Source organism: Leisingera sp. ANG59 (genome assembly GCF_013317235.1).
Lineage (GTDB): Bacteria > Pseudomonadota > Alphaproteobacteria > Rhodobacterales > Rhodobacteraceae > Leisingera.
Map to the genome: position 1 here is coordinate 57,372 of NZ_WLCM01000005.1, position 22,201 is coordinate 79,572.

23 protein-coding genes are annotated in these 22,201 nt (G+C 64.2%); 13 read left to right on the forward strand and 10 right to left on the reverse strand.

Annotated features, from left to right (window positions below):
- Positions 1–96: 96 nt before the first annotated feature.
- The 5 genes from GKC28_RS06590 to GKC28_RS06610 form a co-directional block, all read right to left on the reverse strand.
- A complete protein-coding gene (locus GKC28_RS06590) occupies positions 97–798 on the reverse strand; it encodes a DUF1194 domain-containing protein (RefSeq protein WP_174146113.1) in 702 nt (233 codons plus the stop codon).
- Between the two features lie 121 nt (positions 799–919).
- The gene (locus GKC28_RS06595) at positions 920–1,951 is read right to left on the reverse strand and encodes a MaoC family dehydratase (protein ID WP_174146114.1); all 1,032 of its coding nucleotides are present in this window, start codon (positions 1,949–1,951) and stop codon (positions 920–922) included.
- On the reverse strand, positions 1,951–2,154 hold the full coding sequence (locus GKC28_RS06600; protein ID WP_019297062.1) for a DUF1737 domain-containing protein: 204 nt from the start codon (positions 2,152–2,154) through the stop codon (positions 1,951–1,953). The genes GKC28_RS06595 and GKC28_RS06600 overlap by 1 nt, the downstream gene beginning before the upstream one ends.
- Before the next feature lie 22 nt (positions 2,155–2,176).
- Positions 2,177–2,725, reverse strand: coding sequence for an NnrU family protein (locus tag GKC28_RS06605; protein WP_174146115.1), 549 nt, complete (start codon positions 2,723–2,725; stop codon positions 2,177–2,179).
- 34 nt (positions 2,726–2,759) lie between these two features.
- Positions 2,760–3,611 (reverse strand): CoA ester lyase, encoded by an 852-nt coding sequence (locus GKC28_RS06610; protein WP_174146116.1) that lies wholly within the window; start codon positions 3,609–3,611, stop codon positions 2,760–2,762.
- Positions 3,612–3,961: 350 nt separating this feature from the next.
- Here GKC28_RS06610 and GKC28_RS06615 point away from each other — a divergent pair, with 350 nt between their 5' ends.
- A complete protein-coding gene (locus tag GKC28_RS06615; protein ID WP_174146117.1) occupies positions 3,962–4,276 on the forward strand; it encodes a hypothetical protein in 315 nt (104 codons plus the stop codon).
- A 78-nt stretch (positions 4,277–4,354) separates the two neighbouring features.
- Here GKC28_RS06615 and GKC28_RS06620 read toward each other — a convergent pair whose 3' ends face one another.
- The gene (locus tag GKC28_RS06620; RefSeq protein ID WP_174146118.1) at positions 4,355–5,110 is read right to left on the reverse strand and encodes a sulfite exporter TauE/SafE family protein; all 756 of its coding nucleotides are present in this window, start codon (positions 5,108–5,110) and stop codon (positions 4,355–4,357) included.
- A 159-nt stretch (positions 5,111–5,269) separates the two neighbouring features.
- On the opposite strand from GKC28_RS06620, the gene mdh reads away from it, so the two are divergent.
- The 11 genes from mdh (at position 5,270) to GKC28_RS06680 (ending at position 17,315) form a co-directional block, all read left to right on the forward strand.
- On the forward strand, positions 5,270–6,232 hold the full coding sequence (mdh, locus tag GKC28_RS06625) for a malate dehydrogenase (protein WP_174146119.1): 963 nt from the start codon (positions 5,270–5,272) through the stop codon (positions 6,230–6,232).
- A 302-nt stretch (positions 6,233–6,534) separates the two neighbouring features.
- Complete coding sequence (gene sucC, locus GKC28_RS06630; RefSeq protein WP_174146120.1) at positions 6,535–7,728, forward strand: ADP-forming succinate--CoA ligase subunit beta; 1,194 nt, start codon at positions 6,535–6,537, stop codon at positions 7,726–7,728.
- Between the two features lie 12 nt (positions 7,729–7,740).
- Complete coding sequence (locus tag GKC28_RS06635; RefSeq protein ID WP_174146121.1) at positions 7,741–8,568, forward strand: glycosyltransferase family 25 protein; 828 nt, start codon at positions 7,741–7,743, stop codon at positions 8,566–8,568.
- A 12-nt stretch (positions 8,569–8,580) separates the two neighbouring features.
- A complete protein-coding gene (gene sucD, locus GKC28_RS06640; protein ID WP_019297072.1) occupies positions 8,581–9,465 on the forward strand; it encodes a succinate--CoA ligase subunit alpha in 885 nt (294 codons plus the stop codon).
- A gap of 238 nt (positions 9,466–9,703) precedes the next feature.
- On the forward strand, positions 9,704–12,655 hold the full coding sequence (locus tag GKC28_RS26170) for a 2-oxoglutarate dehydrogenase E1 component (protein WP_217433997.1): 2,952 nt from the start codon (positions 9,704–9,706) through the stop codon (positions 12,653–12,655).
- Between the two features lie 12 nt (positions 12,656–12,667).
- Entirely contained in the window at positions 12,668–14,188 is a 1,521-nt protein-coding gene (gene odhB / locus GKC28_RS06655) for a 2-oxoglutarate dehydrogenase complex dihydrolipoyllysine-residue succinyltransferase (protein WP_174146122.1), read from the forward strand.
- Positions 14,189–14,204: 16 nt separating this feature from the next.
- Positions 14,205–14,606 carry a hypothetical protein gene (locus GKC28_RS06660; protein ID WP_174146123.1) on the forward strand — a complete coding sequence of 134 codons (402 nt, stop codon included), beginning with the start codon at positions 14,205–14,207 and terminating at the stop codon, positions 14,604–14,606.
- Positions 14,603–14,995 (forward strand): MAPEG family protein, encoded by a 393-nt coding sequence (locus GKC28_RS06665; RefSeq protein WP_174146124.1) that lies wholly within the window; start codon positions 14,603–14,605, stop codon positions 14,993–14,995. The genes GKC28_RS06660 and GKC28_RS06665 overlap by 4 nt, the downstream gene beginning before the upstream one ends.
- Before the next feature lie 164 nt (positions 14,996–15,159).
- A complete protein-coding gene (locus GKC28_RS06670; protein WP_174146125.1) occupies positions 15,160–15,429 on the forward strand; it encodes a hypothetical protein in 270 nt (89 codons plus the stop codon).
- A 70-nt stretch (positions 15,430–15,499) separates the two neighbouring features.
- Positions 15,500–16,891 carry a dihydrolipoyl dehydrogenase gene (gene lpdA / locus GKC28_RS06675; protein ID WP_174146126.1) on the forward strand — a complete coding sequence of 464 codons (1,392 nt, stop codon included), beginning with the start codon at positions 15,500–15,502 and terminating at the stop codon, positions 16,889–16,891.
- A 115-nt stretch (positions 16,892–17,006) separates the two neighbouring features.
- Positions 17,007–17,315 (forward strand): EthD family reductase, encoded by a 309-nt coding sequence (locus tag GKC28_RS06680; protein ID WP_174146127.1) that lies wholly within the window; start codon positions 17,007–17,009, stop codon positions 17,313–17,315.
- Positions 17,316–17,363: 48 nt separating this feature from the next.
- Here the strand turns inward: GKC28_RS06680 and GKC28_RS06685 are convergent, their stop codons facing one another.
- From GKC28_RS06685 to GKC28_RS06700, 4 genes are all read right to left on the reverse strand, one after another.
- Positions 17,364–18,371 (reverse strand): sterol desaturase family protein, encoded by a 1,008-nt coding sequence (locus tag GKC28_RS06685; RefSeq protein WP_174146128.1) that lies wholly within the window; start codon positions 18,369–18,371, stop codon positions 17,364–17,366.
- A gap of 175 nt (positions 18,372–18,546) precedes the next feature.
- Positions 18,547–19,296: a lysophospholipid acyltransferase family protein gene (locus GKC28_RS06690; RefSeq protein ID WP_174146129.1), complete on the reverse strand. Its 750-nt coding sequence runs from the start codon at positions 19,294–19,296 to the stop codon at positions 18,547–18,549.
- Entirely contained in the window at positions 19,293–20,192 is a 900-nt protein-coding gene (locus GKC28_RS06695) for an ABC transporter permease (RefSeq protein WP_174146130.1), read from the reverse strand. The genes GKC28_RS06690 and GKC28_RS06695 overlap by 4 nt, the downstream gene beginning before the upstream one ends.
- The gene (locus tag GKC28_RS06700; RefSeq protein ID WP_174146131.1) at positions 20,189–20,866 is read right to left on the reverse strand and encodes an ATP-binding cassette domain-containing protein; all 678 of its coding nucleotides are present in this window, start codon (positions 20,864–20,866) and stop codon (positions 20,189–20,191) included. Before GKC28_RS06700 ends, GKC28_RS06695 begins: the two co-directional genes overlap by 4 nt.
- A gap of 151 nt (positions 20,867–21,017) precedes the next feature.
- Between GKC28_RS06700 and GKC28_RS06705 the strand changes: the two genes are divergently transcribed.
- Positions 21,018–22,133: a zinc-ribbon domain-containing protein gene (locus tag GKC28_RS06705; protein WP_254604172.1), complete on the forward strand. Its 1,116-nt coding sequence runs from the start codon at positions 21,018–21,020 to the stop codon at positions 22,131–22,133.
- Positions 22,134–22,201: the final 68 nt, after the last annotated feature.

Sequence of the window (22,201 nt, forward strand, 5' to 3'; positions counted from 1 at the left end):
CGCTAAAACGCCACGGCTTGTGATCACAGCAAATAATTAGTGATCACAAAACCTGCGGTTGGAAATTTTTTACAGAATCACAAGGCAATCTGCAAATCATTGCAAAGCCGCGGGCCGCTGGGCCGCCTGCGGCGGCAGTGCCGCAGTCTGCCGCGCCACCTCCCGCACCAGCTTTTTGCGGATGCGCGCCGGGTAGTCGGCAAAGCTCGAAGCAGAAACCACAAAGGCCCCCTCGCCGCGGATCACATTCTCAAAGAAATAGGCGGTCAGATCCGGCTCGCTCTGCTCGATGGCAATGGCATTCACCGTCACACCCGCCTCTGCCAGCGCCGCATGCGCCGCGCGCGGCTCAACCCCTTCGTTGGAGAACCCGTCGCCGGACATATCGATCACCCGGCGCTTGCAATGCTCCACGGCCGGGAACTGCTCCAGTCCCAGGAACAGCGCCTCCCCCACCGCGGTGGAGTAATTGCGCCAGGGCCTTGGTGCCTGCTCAATCGCCCGCGCCAGCGCTTCGACATCTCCGAAGGTCCGGATCTCCGCCCAGGGCAGCGTCACCTCCTGGCGCGACTCCCCGGACCACTGCATCAGCAGCACCTGGGCGCGCGCCTTAACCAGCGCCTCGGACACTACCCCGTCGCGCAGCCCTGCCGCCAGCCCGTCCATCTGAATGCGGTATTCATCGGCATCGACAGAACCGGAAACATCCACCGCCAGCACCAATGCCAGATCGCAGGCCGCCGTTCGCAGCGGCCAGAGGGAGAGCATGGAGAATACCAGAAGCTGCAAAACCCGCATGCCGCCAGCTTAAGCGGCAATCGCGCGGCGGGTCATCACAATTCTGCCAGCCCCGGCTGATCCGGTTCAAAATATTCCAGGGCTGAGCAGGCACAGCTTGCGAGGGGAAAGCCCCTTCAGGTCACTTCGGCATCAGCGCCCAGTAGTCCAGGTCGAGCAGCACATCGGGGAGGTACTTGCCGTCCTCGCCCTTCAGCTCAAATGGCGCGCCGCCCTTGGTCGCCACCAGCCGCAGCCGGATCGCACCGACGCCGGATGCCGCGGTGTCGGCTTTGTCCAGCACCTCGGACCAGGCCCGGACCGTCAGTCCCGACAGGCAGGGGTTGGCATGCGCTCCGCCGTTCAGGCCGACGATCATCTGCGCGTTGGCAAGCCCGTTGAAGCTAAGCGTGCGCGCCATCGAGATCACATGGCCGCCATAGATCAGCCTTGTGCCGTCCGGGCGGGCGGTATTGTCGAAATGCACCTTGGCGGTGTTCTGCCACAGGCGGGTCGCCATCATGTGTTCGGCTTCCTCGATGGTGACGCCATCCACATGGTCGATCGTCTCGCCGACCTCGTAGTCGCCCCAGCGGTGCGGCTCGCCGGCCAGAGTGAAATCGTAGTTGCTGAAATCCAGCCCCGCCGGGATCACCAGCTGCTCCGCCGGGATCACCTTGTTCAGCTCCGGGATCACCGTCTCCGGCGCCGGGGCATTGAGGTCGCGTTTGCGCACCATCACCCAACGCACGTATTCCATCACGCATTCGTCGCGCTGGTTCAGCCCGCGGGTGCGCACATAGACCACGCCGGACTTGCCGTTTGAATTCTGCTTGAGCCCGATCACCTCGGATTCCGAGCGCAGCGTGTCGCCGGGATAGACCGGCAACAGCCAGCGCCCCTCGGCATAGCCGAGGTTCGCCAGCGCATTCAGGGAGATGTCCGGCACCGTCTTGCCGAACACCACATGGAAGGCCGCCAGATCATCCAGCGGCGCCGAAGGCAGACCACAGGCCCGGGCAAATTCATCCGAAGAATAGAGCGCATGGCGCGCCGGGTAGAGCGCGTGGTAGAGCGCCCGCTCGCCGCCCGATACCGTGCGGGGCACCGCGTGGCGGATCACCTCGCCAACGGTGTAATCTTCGAAAAACCGGCCCGGATTGGTCTTGGCCATCAGTGTTCTCCCAGTTTGGTCTCAGGGGTGTAGGTTCCGTCCACTTCCTTCACCACCGCCTGGCCGCAGCGCATGATCCCCTTGACGGGATCAAAGGCCTGGGTCGGGCTGCCGTGCAGCTCCCAGCCCTTGTTCAGCGCATCGGTTACCTTGTGGCAGAAGGCAGAGGTGTCGTCCTCGGACAAAAATCTGTACAGTTTCATGGCTTCCTATCCTGCTCAGGGCCTATCCCGGAAAGGGCGACGGCCCGATCATCCCGTGGACGTAGCCGATCACCCCCAACAGGACAATCGAAGCCGCAAAGAACATCGCATCCTTGGCGATGGTGCCCTTCGGCCCCGGCTGCCAGTCCGGCTCGGAGCGGTTGATCACGATGACCTCAGCCACCGCCCAGGCCAGCAGCCCGCCGAACAGGATGATCGAGGCGAGATCGCCATTGACCAGCAAATGCGCCACGGCCCAGAGCTTGAATCCCGCTAGCATCGGATGCCGCATGCCATTCAGCAGCGCGCCTTTCTTGGGCGCCGGGCTCATCATCCAGATGGCGATCAGCACCAGCAGATTGTTGATATGCACCATGAAGGACGGCGGCGCCCACACGTGGATAAACTCCATGCCGCGGTAGCCCAGCACCATCAGCACCACACCCGCCGCCAGCACCAGCGCCACAACGCCGCGCCCGCCATTGCCCATGGAGGCGCGCATCTCCGGCGCCAGCCGTTTGAACAGGTGGCCGCCCCACCACAGCAGAAGTCCCAGGATCAACAGTGCCATTTCAGCCCCTCTTAGATGTTAAGCTGATTAACACCTATGCGGAAAGCACAGAGATTGCATCCGCTTTTGCCAGGATCTCACGCGCCGTCACGACGTGCAGGTTCTCGACTATCTTGCCGTCGACCACGGCAACACCCTGCCCTGCGGCCTTGGCCTCTTCAAATGCGGCAATCTGGCGGCGCGAGGTGTCGATCTCGCGCTCGGTCGGGGCAAAGGCGGCATTGGCGGTCTCCACCTGCGCCGGGTGGATCAGGGTCTTGCCGTCAAAACCCATGTCTCTACCTTGCGCGCATTCCGCGGCCAGCCCCTCGACATCCTTGAAGGCGTTATAGACGCCATCGACTATCACCAGCCCCTCGGCCTTGGCCGCCAGCAGGCACAGGCCCAGACCTGCCATCATCGGCATCCGGTCGGGCCGGTAGCGGGTCTGCAATTCCTTGGCCAGGTCATTGGTGCCCATCACCATGCCCTGCAGCTTGGGATGCGCGGCAATCGCCGCGGCGTTCAGCATGCCGCGCGGGGTCTCCATCATCGCCCACAGCGGGATGTCGCCGGTAATCTCTGCCAGCGCGTCCAGATCTTCCGGCGCGTTCACCTTGGGCAGCAGAATCGCGTCGCAATCCATCCGGGCCGCCGCCGCATCGCCGCGGCCCCAGGGCGTGTCCAGCCCGTTGATCCGCACAATCTTCATCCGCGTGCCATAGCCGCCGGCCTTCAGCGCCTGGGCCAAGGTCTCGCGGGCATTGGTTTTTTCATCGGCCGAGACCGCGTCTTCCAGATCGAAGATCACCGCGTCCACCGGCAGGGTTTTGGCCTTCTCCAGCGCACGCGCGTTGGAGCCGGGGATATACAAAACCGAACGGTAAGGGCGCGCACGCGGATCCATAGAGCCTCTCCAAAAGTTATTTTGTTGCGTAAAGCGGTACAGATTCGATTGTATACTTTCAAGTACAATTCCGCCGCAGCGCAGCGTAAGCTTTCACGCGTTTGCAGCAAGCACTTGATAACAAGTGTGAATTTTCAGCGCACGCCTGATTAACCACTTATCAGCAACTGACCGGCACACTGAAGGGCACCAAGGCACAGGACCCCGCCGCCCCACCAGGCCGCACCTGCTGCCCGCAGGCATGGGGCCTGCAAAATCGTACCGCGTCACACACCGGCCCGAACAGGGGCACCGGGGGCCGCCATCCGGCACCCCGCCCTGTCCGGCCGTTCCGGAAAGGGTAAAACGAGATGAAAAAGACCTATCTTGCACTCACGCTGGCCCTGGCCGCATCTGCCATGGCCGCCGCTCCCGCCGCCGCGCAAAGCCGCAACTGCGCCCCGCGCGACGCGGTGGTGAAACGGCTGGCCGAAAAATACGGCGAAAGCCGCCAGAGCATCGGCATGGGCCAGCAGGGCATGGTGATGGAGACCTTTGCCTCTGCCGACACCGGCAGCTGGACCATCACCGTCACCACCCCCAACGGCATGACCTGCCTGGTGGCCTCCGGCCAGTCCTACGAAGTTCTGGCAGAGGCCCTGCCGAACACCGACAGCGACGCCTGAACAGGCGTTGAGGCAGGTTTCCAGGCTGCATGTTCCGCGGCCGGGGATGGCGCAGCGGGCTGCGCCTGGGCATAGAACTCAGGTCAGCCCGTCCCAGATCAGCTTGGCGCCGGTCACCGTCAGCAGCACATAGGTGAGCGCAAAGAACCAGCGCTCCGGGATCGAGTGGTGCAGTTTCACCCCCAGCCAGGCTCCCAGCAGGGCAAAGGGCGCCAGCATCAGATCCAGCGTCAGGGTCTCGCGGGTGAACATCCCCAGTCCGGCATAAGGCACCGCCTTGGCAATGTTGATGGCCCAGAAGATCAGCACAGTGCTGGCCTGATATTCGGTCTTCCGCAACTTGAGGCTGAGGAGATACACCGCCGCCGGCGGCCCGCCTGCGTGGCTGACAAAACTGGTGAACCCCACCGCCAGCCCGGCCAGCGCCCCTGCCCCGGTGGACAGCGGCGCCTCCGCGGCCAGCCGCAGCCCCAGCCGCGCCCGCAGCTGCCACAGCACAAAGCCGACGGAAACCACGCCGATCAGCACCCGCATAACATCGGCATCCACCGCCGCATACAACCACGCCCCCAACGCAACACCGGGCAGCCCGCCGCCGATCAGCAGCATGGACGCCCGCAGGTTCCAGCGCCCCCAATAAGGTTTCAGATTAGCCACGTCGATCAGCATCAGCAGGGGCAGCATCAGCGCCAGCGCCATGCCCGGCTCCAGCACCAGCGCCAGAATCGACGCCGAGGCAAAAGCTGCGCCGGACCCGAAACCGCCCTTGGACACGCCCGCAAAAACGACCGCCGGGATGGCAAAAACGAAAAACATCGCATCAAACGCCGCCATCACCCGCCCTCCGAAATGCCCAGATTACAGACGGTTTAGCGGTATCAGCACGGTATACACAAGCATACAGCGCCGAATGCCGCAGCGCAGAGCCCTTGCACGGCACGGTTTTACGCCGTAGGCATCAGGAAATTTCAACCGGACCGGAGACATTTTCCAATGGCACGACCCAAAATCGCCCTCATCGGCGCAGGTCAGATCGGCGGCACCCTCGCACATCTCGCAGCCCTCAAGGAACTGGGCGACGTCGTACTCTTCGACATCGCCGAAGGCATCCCCGAAGGCAAGGCGCTGGACATCGCAGAATCCGGTCCCTCCGAGGGCTTCGACGCCTCCCTGAAGGGCACCCAGTCCTATGAGGACATCGCAGGCGCCGACGTCTGCATCGTGACCGCCGGCGTGCCGCGCAAGCCGGGCATGAGCCGCGACGACCTGCTGGGCATCAACCTCAAGGTGATGAAATCCGTAGGTGAAGGCATCCGCGACCACGCGCCGGACGCTTTCGTGATCTGCATCACCAACCCGCTGGACGCGATGGTTTGGGCCCTGCGCGAATTCTCCGGCCTGCCCCATAACAAGGTCTGCGGCATGGCCGGCGTGCTGGACTCCGCCCGCTTCCGCCACTTCCTGGCCGAGGAATTCGGCGTTTCCATGAAGGACGTCACCGCATTCGTTCTGGGCGGCCACGGCGACACCATGGTGCCGTCGGTGCGCTACTCCACCGTTGCAGGCATCCCGCTGCCAGACCTGGTCAAGATGGGCTGGACCACCCAGGAGCGCCTGGACGCCATCCTGCAGCGCACCCGTGACGGCGGCGCCGAGATCGTCGGCCTGCTGAAAACCGGCTCCGCCTTCTATGCGCCGGCCACCTCCGCCATCGAAATGGCCGAGGCCTACCTGAAAGACCAAAAGCGCGTGCTGCCCTGCGCCGCCTATTGCGACGGCGAGCTGGGCGTCAAGGACATGTATGTCGGCGTGCCCACCGTGATCGGCGCCGGCGGCATCGAGAAGGTGGTGAACATCCAGCTGAACGAGGAAGAGCAGGCGATGTTCGACAATTCGGTCAACGCCGTGAAGGGCCTGGTCGAGGCCTGCAAAGGCATCGACGCCTCGCTGGCCTGAGGCCCGCAGCACCCGGAAATCAGAGAGGCCCGCTTCCGGCGGGCCTTTTCTTTTGCCGCGGCGCCACCGCTCCTGCGGCTGCCGCTTTTGATCCATGATGCGGCGGGCGCAGCCCTTGGGTCCCGGCTCGAATCACCCGCATCAAGGCTTTGTTAATTTGTGATCACACCCCCAAAACCCGTGATCACAAAACCCGGAAATCTTCGGCATTTCTCGACTGCCTGTCAAAAAACCCTTTAACACTTGGCTTTAACACGGCCTATTGAGCAGCAGACAATTGCAGCCAGACGGGACAGTTTCAGATGAACATCCACGAATATCAGGCCAAAGCCCTCCTTCGCAGCTACGGTGCCCCGGTGTCCGACGGACGCGTGGTGCTGCGGGCCGAAGAAGCCAAGACCGCCGCCGGTGAACTCGACGGCCCGCTGTGGGTCGTGAAGGCGCAGATCCACGCAGGCGGCCGCGGCAAAGGCTCCTTCAAGGAAGCCGACGCCGGCGAGAAGGGCGGCGTGCGCCTGACCAAATCGGTGGAGGAAGCTGCCGAAGAAGCCAAGAAGATGCTGGGCCGCACCCTGGTGACCCATCAGACCGGCCCGGCCGGCAAACAGGTGAACCGCATCTACATCGAGGCCGGCTCCGGCATCAAAACCGAGCTGTACCTGGCCCTGCTAGTTGACCGCCAGACCTCGCGCATCTCCTTTGTCTGCTCCACCGAGGGCGGCATGGACATCGAGGAAGTGGCCGCCGCCACCCCTGAGAAGATCCTGTCCTTCTCGGTCGACCCGGCCACCGGCTACCAGGCCTACCACGGCCGCCGCATCGCCTTTTCGCTCGGCCTTGAGGGCCAGCAGATCAAGCAGTGCGTCAAGCTGATGGGGCAGCTCTACAAGGCCTTCGTCGAGAAGGACATGGAGATGCTGGAGATCAACCCGCTGATCGTCGGCGACGACGGCAACCTCAAGGTGCTGGACGCCAAGGTCGGCTTTGACGGCAACGCGGTCTACCGCCACGCCGACGTGGCCGAACTGCGCGACACCACCGAGGAAGACCCGAAAGAGCTGGAAGCCTCCAAGTACGACCTGAACTACATCGCACTGGATGGTGAGATCGGCTGCATGGTGAACGGCGCAGGCCTGGCGATGGCCACCATGGACATCATCAAGCTCTATGGCGCTGAGCCCGCCAACTTCCTCGACGTGGGCGGCGGCGCCACCAAGGAAAAGGTGACCGAGGCGTTCAAGATCATCACCTCCGACCCCAACGTCAAAGGCATCCTGGTCAACATCTTCGGCGGCATCATGCGCTGCGACGTGATCGCCGAGGGCGTGGTTGCCGCGGTGAAGGAAGTCGGCCTGAAGGTGCCGCTGGTGGTCCGCCTCGAAGGCACCAACGTCGAAAAGGGCAAGGAGATCATCAACACCTCCGGCCTCGACGTGATCGCCGCCGACAACCTGAAGGACGGCGCCGAGAAGATCGTGAAGGCGGTCAAGGGCTAAGGACCTGATCCGGTGAAGGCGGCTGTCTATCTCATAGGCTTGCGGCAGGCCACGGGCCGGGCGGAGCTGATGCAGCGGGAGCTGGATCAGGCCGGGCTGTCGGCTGCGCGCATCGATGCGGTGGACAGCACCAAGGTCAGCCGCGAGGAAATGCTCAAGCAGTGCTCCCCTGAGGGCAACTGGGGCTATTTCCAGACCAAGGACATGGCCTGCACCCTCAGCCATGCCAAGGCCTGGGAGGCGTTTCTGGCCTCAGATGCCGATGCGGCGCTGATCCTGGAGGATGACGTCTTCCTGTCGCCCGACACCGGCGCCTGGCTGGCGAATCTCTCCTGGTGGCCCGCGGATGCCGGCATCGTCAAGTTCGAACGCTGGCGGGCAAAGAAACTGCAGGTGGCGCTTGGCAAGGATGGTTTCACCCATCTGGGCCGCGAGGTGCGCCGGATGATGTCCCGCCACGCAGGCGGTGCGGCTTACGTGATCTCGCGCCAGGCCGCGCAGCATCTGCTGGACAGCCGCCCGTTCTGCATCACGCTGGACAACCTGCTGTTCAACTTTGACGCCTCGCTGCCTGCGCGCGGCATCAAGGTCTATCAGGTGCAGCCGGCACTTGCCGAACAGGGCAATGAAGCCCCGGGCGAGGTGGGCGTCGGCCCGCCGCGCCACCGGCCCAAGGGCTGGCCGCTGATCCGCCAGAAACTCCGGCGCGGAATCTACGAGTTCCGCGGCGGCTTCCGAATACTTCCCAGCGTGGTCCTGGGGCGGGCCACCCTCGAAAAAATCCGCTTCGACGGCCGTTCCCTGGCCACCCCGCAGACCCAACACACACATACCGCTTGAAGGAACCGAAACATGGCAGTCCTCATCGACGAAAACACCAAGGTCATCTGTCAGGGCTTTACCGGCTCTCAAGGAACATTCCACTCCGAACAGGCCATCGCCTACGGCACCAAGATGGTCGGCGGCGTGACCCCCGGCAAAGGCGGCCAGACCCATCTGGAGCTGCCGGTGTTCAACTCCGTGCATGAAGCCAAGCATGTGACCGGGGCCAATGCCTCCGTGATCTACGTGCCGCCGCCGTTTGCCGCGGATTCCATCCTCGAGGCGATCGACGCCGAGATGGAAGTGATCGTGGCGATCACTGAGGGCATCCCGGTTCTCGACATGATGAAGGTGAAGCGGGCGCTGGAGAACTCCTCCTCGATCCTGATCGGCCCCAACTGTCCCGGCGTGATCACGCCCGATGCCTGCAAGATCGGCATCATGCCCGGCCACATCCACCGCCGCGGTTCGGTCGGCGTGGTGTCGCGCTCTGGCACCCTGACCTATGAGGCGGTGAAGCAGACCACCGACGTGGGCCTGGGCCAGTCGACCTGCGTCGGCATCGGCGGCGACCCGATCAAGGGCACCGAGCATATCGACGTGCTGGAATGGTTCCTGGCCGACGACGAGACCGAAAGCATCATCATGATCGGCGAAATCGGCGGCTCCGCCGAGGAAGAGGCTGCGCAGTTCCTGGCTGATGAGGCCAAGAAGGGCCGCAAGAAACCGGTTGCAGGTTTCATCGCCGGGCGCACCGCCCCTCCGGGCCGCCGCATGGGCCACGCGGGCGCGATTGTCGCCGGCGGCAAGGGCGGCGCCGAGGACAAGATCGAAGCGATGAAATCCGCAGGCATCGTGGTCGCCGAAAGCCCGGCCGGCCTGGGCGAGGCGGTTCTGAAAGCGATCGGCAAGTAATGCATCCTTCCGCTTTGCATACCACAAAGCGGACCATGCCCGGCGGTCTCCGCCGGGCATCCCCACCCGCCAAGGCAGCTCATTCATTGACGGACCCTGCCGCCAATTCGGTTTGCACCGCCGGACTGGCCGCAAGGTTCTGCGGCTCATTCATTCATTTGAAACTCCCGAGCACCACCCTGCCGGGAGCGGCCTAAGGCCAGAACGTATACGGTCCCAACCCGCAAGAGGCACCAAAATGACCGACCAATCGCCCAACGACCTCTTCCACGCCTCCTCCTTCATGCAGGGGCACAATGCGGAGTATCTGGAGCAGCTTTATGCCCGCTACGCCAATGACCCCAACGCGGTGGATGCCGCCTGGGCTGAGTTCTTCCGCCAGATGGGCGACGCCGAACTGGACGTGAAGGCAGAGGCCAAGGGCCCCTCCTGGGCGCGCGGCGACTGGCCGCCAGCCCCCAATGACGATCTGACCGGCGCGCTGACCGGCGAATGGCCGGCCCCGGCGGAGGCCAAGGGCGCGGGCAAGAAAATCAAGGACAAGGCCGCCGCCAAAGGGGTGGAGCTGACTGACGACCAGGTGCAGCGTGCGGTGCTGGACTCGATCCGCGCCCTGATGCTGATCCGCGCCTACCGGATCCGCGGCCACCTGGCGGCCGATCTGGACCCGCTGGGCATGCATGCGGCCGGCGCCCACCCTGAGCTGGACCCCAAGACCTACGGCTTCACCGATGCCGACATGGACCGGCCGATCTTCATCGACAACGTGCTGGGCCTGCAGGTTGCGACTATGCGCCAGATCGTCGAGATCGTGAAGCGCACCTACTGCGGCACCTTTGCGCTGCAGTACATGCATATCTCCGATCCGGAGCAGGCCAGCTGGCTGAAAGAGCGGATCGAGGGCTACGACAAGGAAATCACCTTCACCCGCGAAGGCCGCAAGGCGATCCTCAACAAGATGGTTGAGGCCGAGGGTTTCGAGAAGTTCCTGCACGTCAAATACACCGGCACCAAGCGGTTCGGCCTGGACGGCGGCGAAAGCCTCATTCCGGCAATGGAGCAGATCATCAAGCGCGGCGGCGCGCTGGGGGTCCGCGACATCGTGATCGGCATGCCGCACCGCGGCCGCCTCAACATCCTTGCCAACGTGATGCAGAAACCCTACCGGGCGATCTTCAATGAATTCCAGGGCGGCAGCTTCAAACCCGAGGACGTGGACGGCTCCGGCGACGTGAAATACCATCTCGGCGCCTCCTCCGACCGGGAGTTCGACGGCAACACCGTGCACCTTTCGCTGACCGCAAACCCCTCCCACCTGGAGGCGGTGAACCCGGTGGTTCTGGGCAAGGTCCGCGCCAAGCAGGACCAGCTGGGCGACAATGACCGCAGCCAGGTGCTGCCGATCCTGCTGCACGGCGACGCGGCCTTTGCCGGCCAGGGCGTGGTAGCGGAATGCTTTGCGCTGTCGGGCCTGCGCGGCCACAAGACCGGCGGCACCATGCACATCGTGGTGAACAACCAGATCGGCTTCACCACCGCGCCGCATTTCTCGCGCTCCTCCCCCTATCCCACCGACAACGCGCTGGTGGTCGAGGCGCCGATCTTCCACGTCAACGGCGACGACCCCGAGGCCGTTGTGCATGCGGCCAAGGTGGCCACCGAGTTCCGCCAGAAGTTCCACAAGGACGTGGTACTGGACATTTTCTGCTACCGCCGCTTCGGTCACAACGAAGGCGACGAGCCGATGTTCACCAACCCGTTGATGTACAAGAAGATCAAGGGCCACAAAACCACGCTGACGCTGTACACCGACCGGCTGGTCAAGGACGGGCTGATCCCCGAGGGCGAGATCGAGGACATGAAGGCCGCCTTCCAGGCGCATCTTAACGAAGAGTTCGAGACCGGCAAGAACTACAAGCCCAACAAGGCCGACTGGCTGGACGGGCGCTGGTCGCATCTGGACAAGAAGGATGCCGACTACCAGCGCGGCCGCACCGCGATCGAGCCAAAGACCATGGCCGAAATCGGCCGGGCGCTGAGCCGGGTGCCGGACGGCTTCCCGCTGCACCGCACCGTCGGCCGCTTCCTGGACGCCCGCGGCAAGATGTTCGAATCCGGCGAAGGCTTTGACTGGGCCACCGGCGAGGCGCTCGCCTTCGGCTCCTTGATGCTGGAAGGCTACCCGGTGCGCCTGGCCGGCCAGGACGCCACCCGCGGCACCTTCTCGCAGCGCCATTCCGGCATCGTCAACCAGGAGACCGAGGAGCGCTACTACCCGCTCAACAACATCCGCGCGGGCCAGTCGCAGTACGAGGTGATCGACTCCGCGCTGTCGGAATACGCGGTGCTGGGGTTTGAATACGGCTACTCGCTGGCCGAACCCAATGCGCTCACCCTGTGGGAAGCGCAGTTCGGCGACTTCGCCAATGGCGCCCAGATCATGTTCGACCAGTTCATCTCCTCGGGTGAATCGAAATGGCTGCGGATGTCGGGCCTTGTCTGCCTGCTGCCGCACGGGTTCGAGGGCCAGGGGCCGGAACACTCCTCCGCCCGGCTGGAGCGGTTCCTGCAGATGTGCGGCCAGGACAACTGGATCGTGGCCAACTGCACCACGCCTGCGAACTACTTCCACATCCTGCGCCGCCAGCTGCACCGCACCTTCCGCAAGCCGCTTATCATGATGACTCCGAAATCCCTGCTGCGCCACAAGATGGCGGTCAGCAAGGCCGAGGAGTTCACCACCGGCTCCAGCTTCCACCGGGTGCTGTGGGACGACGCGCAGCACGGCAACTCCGACACCCAGCTGGTGGCCGACGACAAGATCAAGCGCGTGGTGATGTGCTCGGGCAAGGTCTACTTCGACCTGCTGGAGGAACGCGACGCCCGCGGCATCAACGATGTCTACCTGATGCGGATCGAGCAGTTCTACCCGTTCCCGGCGATCTCGATGGTGAAGGAGCTGGAACGCTTCAAGCAGGCGGAGATGGTCTGGTGCCAGGAAGAGCCCAAGAACCAGGGCGCCTGGACCTTCATCGAGCCCAACATCGAATGGGTGCTGACCCGCATCGGCGCCAAGCACACCCGGCCGGTCTATGCAGGCCGCGCCACTTCGGCCTCGCCCGCAACCGGCCTGGCCAGCGAACACAAAGCCCAACAAGCAGCCCTCGTGAACGAAGCGCTGAGCATCTGAGGATAAAGAGACATGACAACCGAAGTCCGCGTACCCACCCTGGGCGAATCCGTGACCGAGGCCACCGTGGCCACCTGGTTCAAGAAGCCCGGCGACAGCGTCAATGCCGATGAAATGCTCTGCGAGCTGGAAACCGACAAGGTGACCGTCGAGGTGCCCTCGCCCGCGGCCGGCACATTGGGCGAGATCGTTGCCGGCGAAGGCGAGACCGTCGGCGTAGACGCGCTGCTGGCAACCCTGAGCGAGGCCAACGGCGCCGCCGCAGCCTCTGCCCCTGCCGCTGCTGCGGCAGCACCGGCTCCGGCTGCTGCTCCCTCCGGCGGCGAAGGCGCCCCGGTGCCGGTCATGGTTCCGTCGCTTGGCGAGTCGGTTTCCGAGGCAACCGTGTCCTCCTGGTTCAAGAAGGTGGGCGACACCGTCGCGCAGGATGAAATGCTGTGCGAGCTGGAAACCGACAAGGTCTCCGTCGAGGTGCCTTCCCCGGCCGCCGGCGTGCTGACTGATATCATGGCAGCTGAAGGCGCCACCGTGCAGGCCTCCTCGCAGCTGGGCGTGATCGCCTCCGGCGCCGCCGGTGCTGCCGCCGCACCTGCCGCAGCCGCTGCCCCGGCCGCCGCTGCCACCGGCTCCAAGGACGTCGCCAACGCGCCCTCCGCCGAGAAAGCCATGGCAGAGGCCGGCATCAGCGCCGATCAGGTTACCGGATCGGGCCGCGACGGCCGCATCATGAAAGAAGACGTCGCCGCCGCCGTGGCGGCTGCCAAGGCAGCCCCTGCCGCCGCGCCTGCCCCGGCCCCGGCCCAGGTTCGCGGCCCCGTCACCGCCGACGATGCCGCGCGCGAGGAACGGGTGAAGATGACCCGCCTGCGCCAGACCATTGCCAAGCGCCTGAAGGACAGCCAGAACACCGCTGCCATGCTGACCACCTACAACGAGGTCGACATGACCGAGGTGATGGCGCTGCGCAATGAGTACAAGGACCTGTTCCTGAAGAAGCACGGCGTGAAACTGGGCTTCATGTCCTTCTTCACCAAGGCCTGCTGCCACGCGCTGAAGGAAGTTCCGGAAGTCAACGCCGAGATCGACGGCACCGACATCGTCTACAAGAACTACGTCCACATGGGCATCGCCGCAGGCACGCCCACGGGCCTGGTGGTGCCGGTGATCCGCGACGCCGACGCGATGTCCTTTGCCTCCATCGAGAAGGCGATTGCCGAAAAAGGCGCCCGCGCCCGCGACGGCAAGCTGTCGATGGCAGAGATGCAGGGCGGCACCTTCACCATCTCCAACGGCGGCGTCTACGGCTCGCTGATGTCCTCGCCGATCCTGAACCCGCCGCAGTCCGGCATCCTGGGCATGCACAAGATCCAGGACCGCCCGATGGCGATCAACGGCAAGGTGGAAATCCGCCCGATGATGTATCTGGCGCTGAGCTATGACCACCGCATCGTCGACGGCAAAGGCGCCGTGACCTTCCTGGTCCGCGTCAAGGAAGCCCTCGAGGATCCGCGCCGTCTGCTGATGGATCTGTAAGAAGGCTCGAGAGTAAATGAAAAAGATCAGCGCATTAAATCGTGCAATGGTAATTTGGTGCGCTGGTCTTGCTACGTTCGTTCTCGTCTACCAGATTTGGACGCTCACTTTTAGAACTGCTCCCGACTATTTTTCGGTTGCGATGATTAAGATCATTCCTGGAACTGTGGGCTTCCTAGTTTTCTACGGTTTTCTGGCCCAAAATGCCTTCCGGCAAAAACATGGGGTCCGCAAACTCAATTTGATAGCAGGAATTTGGTGGACTGCTCTGGCTGGTGTCATGGCATTGCAGACTTTGGTACCTTGTCCGACATGCGATGAATACGCCGGTCAGAGATTTGCAATCACAATCCTATCAATGGGATTAATTGCCTCCGTCCATTGGTTTTTTCAGCAAAAAATGCAACACACCCAATGACCCTCCCGCTCTGGGGCCTTGTCTGCCTCTCGATCCTCGCCCTGATCCACGTGAGCTGCGATAGCTTCTTGCTGAAGCTCTCGGTGGGCAATGCCTGGACCGCAGGCCCGCGCGACACCTCCGTCTCCCGCGGCGCGCTGGCGGGCCGGGCTCGCCGCGCCTTTACCAACTTTCTGGAAACCGCCCCGGTCTTCATCAGCCTCGCCCTGGTGGCGGAGCTGGCCAGCCTGCAAGACGCCCTGATCACCGGCGGCATTTATACCTATCTCGGGGGCCGCGCCCTCTACCTGCCCGCCTACCTCAGCGGCGTGCCTTACCTGCGCACCGCCATCTGGCTGATTGCCACCAGCGGCCTTGCCGCCATGCTCGCGGGGGTGCTCCTCGCATGAGCTTTCATCTTTCCGGAAATACTCAAATTGCCTCCGCCCGGGCCGGGGACAGCGCCGCAATTCTGCGGAAGCTGCTGCAACACCCGCCTTTCTTGAGTGGAATCAAAGCACTCCTTACCCTTACCGGGGCATCCTGCCTTCAATACGGAAAAGGAGTATAACCAATGGCAACCCATGTTCTCTGGCAGGCCGATGTGGCCGATTTCGATGCCTGGCTCACCGTGTTCCGGCAGGACAAGCGCAACCGGCAGGCCGCGGGCATCACCGACATGAACGTCTGGAGCGATCCGGACCGCAAAAACCACGCCGTGGCGCTGTTCGCGATCACCGACCTGGAAAAGGCCCGCGCCTTCTTCGGCTCCGAGGAACTGGCCATGCACCTTGAACGCGACGGGGTCACCAATATCTCGATCAAGATGTTGACCCCCGTCTGATCCTAAGACCACTATCCCCTAACGCGTGTTCCGGAAAACGGAACCAGGGAGAACAGAGGAAGACAGACCCATGTCCCAATATGACGTCATCGTAATCGGCGCCGGCCCCGGCGGCTATGTCTGCGCCATCCGCTGCGCCCAGCTGGGACTGAAAACAGCTGTTGTCGAGGGCCGCGAGACCCTCGGCGGCACCTGCCTGAACGTCGGCTGCATCCCCTCCAAGGCGCTCTTGCACTCGACCCATCTGCTGCATGAGGCAGAGCACAACTTTGCCCATATGGGCCTCAAGGGCAAAAGCCCCTCGGTCGATTGGGACCAGATGAAGGCCTACAAGGACGAGGTGATTGGCCAGAACACCGGCGGCATCGAGTTTCTGTTCAAAAAGAACAAGATCGACTGGATCAAGGGCTGGGCCTCCATTCCGGCGGCCGGCAAGGTGCAGGTCGGCGATGAGGTGCATGAGGCCAAGAGCATCGTGATCGCCTCCGGCTCGGTGCCGTCCTCGATACCGGGCGTGGAGATCGACGAGAAGATCGTGGTCTCCTCCACCGGCGCGCTGGAGCTGCCGAAGATCCCGAAGAAACTGGCCGTCATTGGCGCCGGCGTCATCGGGCTGGAGCTGGGCTCGGTCTATGCCCGCCTCGGCTCCGAGGTGACCGTGGTCGAATACATGGACGCGGTCTGCCCCGGCATGGACAAGGACGTGCAGCGCAGCTTCAAGCGGATCCTGGAAAAACAGGGCCTCAACATCATCCTGGGCGCCGCGGTGCAGGGGGTGGAGACCTCCAAGACCAAGGCCAAGGTCAAGTACCAGCCCAAGAAGGGCGGCGGCGAGGTCACGCTGGACGCCGATGTGGTGCTGGTTGCCACCGGGCGCAAACCCTACAGCGAAGGCCTGGGGCTGGATGCGCTTGGCATCAAGATGACCGAGCGCGGCCAGATCGCCACCGACAACCACTGGCGCACCAATCTGCCCGGCATCTATGCCATCGGCGATGTGATCGAAGGCCCGATGCTGGCGCACAAGGCCGAGGATGAGGGCATGGCGGTGGCCGAGGTCATCGCGGGCAAGCACGGTCACGTGAACTATGGCGTGATCCCGGGCGTCGTCTACACCACGCCGGAGGTGGCCACCGTCGGCGCCACCGAGGACGCGCTGAAGGCCGAAGGCAAGAAGGTCAAGGTCGGCAAGTTCATGTTCATGGGCAACGCCCGCGCCAAGGCCGTGGGCCAGGCCGAGGGCGGGTTCGTCAAGATCATCACCGACGCCGAAACCGACCGCATCCTGGGTGCTGCCATCATCGGCCCGGCGGCCGGCGACATGATCCACGAGCTGTGCGTTGCGATGGAATTCGGCGCCTCGGCCGAGGACGTGGCGCTGACCTGCCACGCCCACCCGACCTATTCCGAAGCCGTGCGCGAAGCGGCGCTGGCCTGCGGCGACGGGCCGATCCACAGCTGAGCCACGCCACTCGGCAGACAGTTCAGGGCAGCCCGTCGGGGCTGCCCTTTTAGTTTTGCGAGGAACCAAATCAGCATATGACTGGGGCAGCTATTCCTTTTCAGGAGACATCCCCTTGCCCGTTTCATTGCAAGTCATCTACCCGGCTGCCGAAGGCAAGACCTTCGACCACCACTACTACGCGGACACCCACATGCAGATCGTGAATCAGCACATGGGGCCGCATTTGCAGTCGATCGTGGTCACCAAGGGGCTGGCCGGCGGGCCGGACATCGCGCCGCCGTTCTTTGCCATCGCCACATTTGTCTTTGCCGATCAAGCGGCGATGGATGCGGCGATGAAGGCCGCAGGGCCTGCGCTGGACGACATTCCGAATTTCACCGATGTGCAGCCGCAAATCCTGCTCGGCGACGTGATCCGCTGACCGCCCGCAACCGGGGCGCCGGCCCTTCCCCGCGGTCGTGGCGGGCGGTTATCCAGCGTCCGTCCGGCTGCTGCTTCCAGCTGTTTTGCCGCTCCGCTTCAGGCGGCGCGCGGCCTTGACGAAGGGGATGGAATAGAGCTTCCAGCAGGTGTCCATCTCCATCGATTTCATGCCCGCAACACCGAATTTCACATCGCGGTTGTCCTCCGGCATTTCATAGGTACCGAAAATCACGTCCCAGACCGGAAACATGAAGGCAAAGTTCTTGTCGAAATGATCCGGATGGCAGCTGTGGTGCACATGGTGATGGGCGGGCGACGGGAAGACCTTGGACCAGATGCCGGGCCAGCGCAGCCAGACGTGGGAATGGCGCAGGTTGTAGGCCAGGATGTTGAAGACAAACATCAGGATAGGCACGCCCAGAATGCTGGGGACGCTCGGCACCACCGCGGCATACTGGTAAACACCGCCGGCAACCGCCCCGTAGCCCGCCCCGATCAGCAGCAGATAGAAGAAATTGTCCACCGGGTGCTCGCGGTAGTTGGACAGCGGATGCATCACCTCGGCGCTGTGATGCACCTTGTGGAATTCCCACAGGATCGGCACCTTGTGCTGCAGGTAGTGCACGGTATAGCCGATCAGATCGAGGACGATTGTACTGACCAGCATGTAGCCGATCACGATGCCCCAGCCCGCGGCGCCCTCGGCAGTGACGGGCAGAGAGGTGATCGCATGGCCGGTGATCCAGCGGAACACCAGGGCTGCGGTACCGGCAAAGAGACCCAGCAACAGGAAATGCGCCAGCAGCTTGTGAAAGAAGAAATAACGCACGTCGAGCCAGGCTGAAGGGTGCGACCACACCGACTTGGGAAACAGGAACGCCAGGAAGGAACCCTCTCCGGCGTTTCGGCTCTGCTTGCGCTGGAACAGGTAGACCCCATAGGCCGCCAGAACGGAGGTCGCGATATAGACGTAGAAAACGCGCTGCCCTGGGTCGAGAAAATACAAGAGAACATCTCTGGCATAGGCCAGATAGGAAGCCAGGAAATCGCTCATCGTCTTTCTGCCCGCTCGTTTTCTGCCCGCTGTTGGTTCTTGTTGCGCGCGTCTGGCAAGCCCTGCAGCCGCGCATTCTTGCCGCAAGGCTAGCCTGTTTCGGCCATACCGTCACCCCGGCAAATCAGCGCCAAGGCCTCCGGCACACGGGCAGACCGGCCATCAGGCCGGCAGATCAGGCCTGAACGACCGCCTGGTCCGGATCGAACCCGGCTTCGCGCATCAATGCGTCTGAGCGGCTCTCGACCCGCTCTTCCAGCTTTGCCATGAAATCGTCGCGGGCGATCCCCGGCTGCATGGGTTCAAGGAATTCCACCACCGCCAGCCCCGGCTTGCGGTAGATGCCGGTGCGGGGCCAGAACACACCGACATTGGTGGCGGCCGGCACGCAGGGCTGCTTCAACCCTTCGTACAAAACCGCGGTGCCGATCTTGTAGGGTTTCCTGGCGCCGGGGGCGACACGGGTGCCTTGCGAATAGATGATAAGCTGGCCCGGCTCCGCGCATTCCTTGGCGACATCCTTGACCATCTTGGCAATTGCCGCGCCGCGTTTGCCGCGGTTCACCGGCACGCAGCCCAGCCGCTTGGCATAGACGCCGATGACGGGCGTCCACATCAACTCGCGCTTCATGATGAACCGGGCCGAAGGCACCGCGTTGAAAATAATCATGATGTCCAGAAAGCTCTGGTGCTTGGCGGCGATGATCACCTCGCCCGTGGGCACCTGGCCGCGCACCTCGGTGCGGATGCCGACCATCCAGCTCGCGGTCCACAGCGCCCAGCGGGCAAAGCTCTTGCAGGCAACGCGCGCGCCTTTGGGAGACGCCATTGCCCAGGGCGCAAACAGGATGCCCAGCACCAGCATCGCCAGATACATCTGCGTGATGAACACAAACGAACGCAGCCATTGGACAGGATTTTTCACGACAGTTCCCCCAGACGTTTGGTGGCCGCACGGGTGGTGGCGGCAAAGGCCACCAGCGCCCCCAGCGGCGGGATCAGAAGCGGCACCAGCCAGCCGAAACCCTGGAAGCCAAGGCCGGTGAGGAAGCCGCCCTCAGCGGAGGCCTCCGGCATCAGCCAGACCCCGGCCATGCCCAGCACCACGCCCGCCGCGGCGCCGGTCAGCGCCCGCAGGGTGAAGCGGCGGATGAAGGCCTGGGCGATATAGCTGTCCAGCGCGCCGACCAGCCGCAGCACCTCGATCACCTGGGCGTTGGCCGCCAGCGCCGCATTGGCAGCCAGGGTGATCATCGCCGCGGTGGCGCCGCCGATCAGCAGGATCGACACCCAGGCCAGGCGGCGCAGCGCCTGTGCGGCATCCACCAGCGGCGCCCGCCAGCGGGTGTGGTCGTCCAGCACCGCGCCCGGCACCTCGGCCTGCAGCCGCAGCCGCAACCCCTGGGCGTCATACCCTGTATCATCGCCCGTTACCTCAATCAGCTGCGGCAGCGGCAGATCGCCCACCGGCACGCCGGCGCCGAACCAGGGCGCAAGCAGCGCCGCCTGCTCCTCGCCGGTCAGGGCGCGGGCGGTGGCGACGCCGGGGGTCTGGCGCAGGATCTCCAGCGCCGCCTCGGTCTGGGCGGCGCGCTGCGCTTCAGGAGCGTTAATGCGCAGGGTGGCCGCGCGGGCCAGCTCCTCGGCCCACTGGTCCGCCAGCCGCCCCGACGCCATCGACAGCGCCAGAGCAAAGACCGTCAGGAACGCCATGGCCCCAGACACAAACAGGGTCAGCTGGGCGGTGAAGCCGCTCGGCGGCACCACCCGGTCGGCCTGGGCATCGCCCAGGATCAGCTTGCGCAGCCTGCCCTCGCTCATAGGTCTGCCCCCGCCAGCTGCAATTGCCGGTTGGAAATCCGCAGCACCCGCGCCTGCACCTGGTTCTTGGCGGCGCGGATCAGCGACAGGTCATGGGTGGCGACCAGGATGGTCTTTCCCATCCGGTTCAGTTCCACCAGGAGCTGCAGCAGCCGCTGCGACATCTCCCAGTCGACATTGCCGGTCGGCTCATCGGCGATGATAACATCCGGCGACAGGATCACCGAACGCGCCAGCGCCGCCCGCTGGCGCTCGCCGCCCGACAGCTCCGGCGGCAGCGCATGGGCGCGCTCGCTGAGGCCGACCCAGTTCAGCAGTTCCTTCAGGTTGGCTTCCTCGTGGCTCAGCTCGCGCCCCGCGACCAGCAGCGGCAGCGCAATGTTCTCGATCACCGGCAGGTGGTCCAGGAACCGGCAGTCCTGATGCACGACACCGACCCGGCGGCGCAGATAGGCCATCTGGTCGCGGTCCAGTCCGTGCACATCCATGTTGAAGGCGCGCACCCGGCCCGCAGTCGGGTTCAAGGCTCCGTAGCAAAGCTTCAGCAGCGTGGTCTTGCCCGCCCCCGACGGGCCGGTCAGGAAATGGAACGAGCCCGGCGCCAGCTGCACCGACACCGCGTTCAGCAGCTCGCCGCCGCCGTAGTTGTAGCCCACATTTTCCAGCTCGATCACTGCTGCCCCCTGAACGCGCCTGCTGTTTGCGCCCGGCTGTTTTGCCCCATGGGGCCGGCAGTTTCAATGGGGGCTCTGTTGCCGGGAAACCCGCGTGCGGGGCGTTGCCGCAATTGCCACTTCCACCACCTGTGGGGGATGCCTATAATCCTTGGAAAACAATCTGCCGCCTGCGGGGCGGCGGGATGGTGCCGAGGAGAGCATGATGCGCCTGACCTGCCCGAATTGCGCAGCCCAATACGAAGTGCCCGAGGATGTGATCCCGCCTGAGGGGCGCGATGTGCAGTGCTCCAACTGCGGCCAGACCTGGTTCCAGGCAGCCGCAGGCGCCGCTGAAGCCGCGCCAGAGGACGCGCTGGAAAACATCGGGATCGAGGAAGCCTTTGCCCGCGCGGCTGAAGCCGAGGCAAAGGAGAAGGCGGAGCGGGAGCAGGCAGCAAAAGCCGCACGGGAAGCCGAAGCGAAAGAGAAAACCGAACGGGAAAGAGCGGCGCAAGCCAAGCGCGAAGCCGGGCAGCAGCCGGAAGCCGCCTCGGACCCGGAGCCCGAGGACAGCACGCAAGAAGCCGCGCTGGAACCGGCGGATGAGGCAGAATCCGCCGCAGACGTACCGCAGGACCGTCCCGGCGGGGACGCGGATGACCACACCGGCGGCCATGACGAGGATGAGGGCGAGGATGAGGGCGAGGGCGAGAGCGTTCACGCCGAAGAAGCACCGCAGCCGCAGCGCGGGCGCACGCTGGATCCGGAAATGTCCGATATCCTGCGCGAGGAAGCCGCGCGCGAGGCCGAGCTGCGCAAGGCAGAAGCCCAGAGCCTGGAAACCCAGCCCGATCTGGGGCTGGAGGACCCTGCACCCGCGGAGGATGATGAAGCCGCCCGCCGCAGCCGCCAGGCCCGCGACCGGATGGCGCGGATGCGCGGCGAGGATCCGCGCCAGCTGGCCGCCGCCGAAAGCGGCTCGCGCAAGGAGCTGCTGCCGGACATCGAGGAAATCAACTCCACACTGCGCTCTGCCGGCAGCTCGGCACCCGCGCCGCAGGCGGATCCGGAGGAGCTGCCGGTGCGGCGCAAGAGCAGCTTTGCCCGCGGCTTTGCCTTTTCGGTGATTGCGGCGCTGATCCTGGTGATGGTCTATGACAAGGCACCGCTGATTGCCGAAAAGCTACCGCAGGCGGACCCGGCGCTCAGCAGTTATGTGGACTGGGTCGATCAGGCGCGGCTGTGGCTGGACAGCCAGGTGAAGTCCGTCACCGCCACCCAATAAGACAGCTCATCTAAGTATCCTGAACGTCGGCTTTGCCGGCAGCCCCCTGTCAGCCCCCTGTGCTGCCG